Source organism: Methylobacterium sp. E-005 (assembly GCF_022829725.1).
Taxonomy (GTDB): domain Bacteria; phylum Pseudomonadota; class Alphaproteobacteria; order Rhizobiales; family Beijerinckiaceae; genus Methylobacterium.
In genome coordinates this window covers 1-1,624 of record NZ_JAKSYG010000054.1, presented here as the reverse complement: position 1 = coordinate 1,624, position 1,624 = coordinate 1, and the positions used below count along the sequence as shown (strand labels likewise).

Annotated in this window: 1 protein-coding gene; it reads left to right on the top strand. The window is 75.7% G+C overall.

What is annotated here, in order from left to right:
- The coding region (locus tag MKK88_RS05505) for an autotransporter outer membrane beta-barrel domain-containing protein (RefSeq protein WP_243997665.1) at nucleotides 1-1,624 on the top strand (1,624 nt) is incomplete at both ends.

Here is a 1,624-nt window from a genome sequence, read left to right as displayed (position 1 = left end):
CTCGGCGGCACGGGCATCGTGGGCGGGATCCGCGCGCTGCCGGGCGGCACCGTGTCGCCCGGCAACTCGATCGGCACGCTGACCGTCACCGGCAACGCCGCCTTCGCGCCGGGCTCGACCTACCGGGTCGAGGCCAACGCCGCCGGACAGGCCGACCGCATCCAGGCCGCCGGACAGGCCGCCCTGGCGGGCGGCATCGTCCAGGTGCTGGCCGCCCCGGGCCGCTACAACCCGCGCACCACCTACACCATCCTGTCGGCCGCCGGCGGCGTCTCCGGCCAGTTCGCCGGCGTCACCGCCAACCTCGCCTTCCTCAGCCCGGGCCTGCGCTACCGGCCCGACGAGGTCGACCTGACGCTCACCCGCAACGACGTGCCGTTCTCGGCCTCCGCCACCAGCCGCAACGGCGTGGCCGCGGCCAACGCCGTTCAGGCGGCCGGCGCCGGCCGGCTGTTCGACGCGACGGTCGCCTTCACCGCCACCGAGGCGGATGCCGGCTTCCGGGCGCTTTCGGGCGACATCCACGCCAGCACGGTTTCGGCCGCCTACGAGACCGCCTTCTTCGTGCGTGAGGCGGTGCTCGACCGCCTGCGCTGGGGCAACTCCGGCAGCGATCGCGGCGCCGGGCTCGACTACGGCCGCCTGCCGGCCGCCTACACGGCCGACCTGCCGGGCCGGGCGCCGGTCGTGGCGAACGTGCCGGTGCGCACCCTCGACCCGCAGGTGTTCGGGCTGTGGGGCCAGGGCTTCGGGTCGTTCGGCACGGCCGAGGGCGGCGGCAACGCGTTCGACCTCGACCGGCAGATCGCCGGCTTCGCGGCGGGCGCGGATGTCCGCCTTCCGAGCGGCCTGCGCTTCGGCGTGGTCGGCGGCTACACGGAGGCGTATCTGGACAGCGCCGGCCGGGTCGGCGGCACGCGCCGGGCGGAGAGCGCGACGCTGAAGAGCGGGTTCGGCGGCGTCTATGGCGGCGCCGAGCTCGGTCCGCTGTCGCTGCGGCTCGGCGCGCTCTACGCCGACACGGATGCGCGCACGCGCCGGGCGGTGCTGTACGGGCTGTCGGACACGCTGAGCGGGCATGGCGGCGGGTACACGCTGCAGGGCTTCGGCGAGATCGGCTGGAAGATCGCGCTGGGGGCGCCGGCCGCGGCCGCGCTGGTGTCGAAGGACGGGGCGGCTTTCGCGGTGCAGCCGGCGGCGTCTTACGTCGAGCCGTTCGTGGGCGGGGCGTATGTCGGGATCCGGCGGGACGCGGTTGCGGAGACGGGCGGTGCGGCGGCGGTGGCGAGCTTGGCCCGGGACTACGACCTCGGGGCGGTGACCGCGGGGGTGCGGGCGCAGACGAGCCTGGATCTGGGGCTCGGCCTGCCGGTGACGCTGCGGGGCTTGGTCGGCTACCGGCGTGCGTTCGGGGATGTGGTGCCGACGGCTCTGCTGCGGTTCGGGGCGGGCGGCCCGGCCTTCCTGAGCGCGGGCGTTCCGATCGACCGGGACGCGCTGGTGGCGCAGGTGGGCCTGGATCTGGCGGTGGCGCCGAACGCGACCCTCGGCGTGGCCTATACCGGCCAGACCGGCGCCCGGGCGCAGGACCAGGCCGTCAAGGGCAGCTTCACCCTCCGGTTCT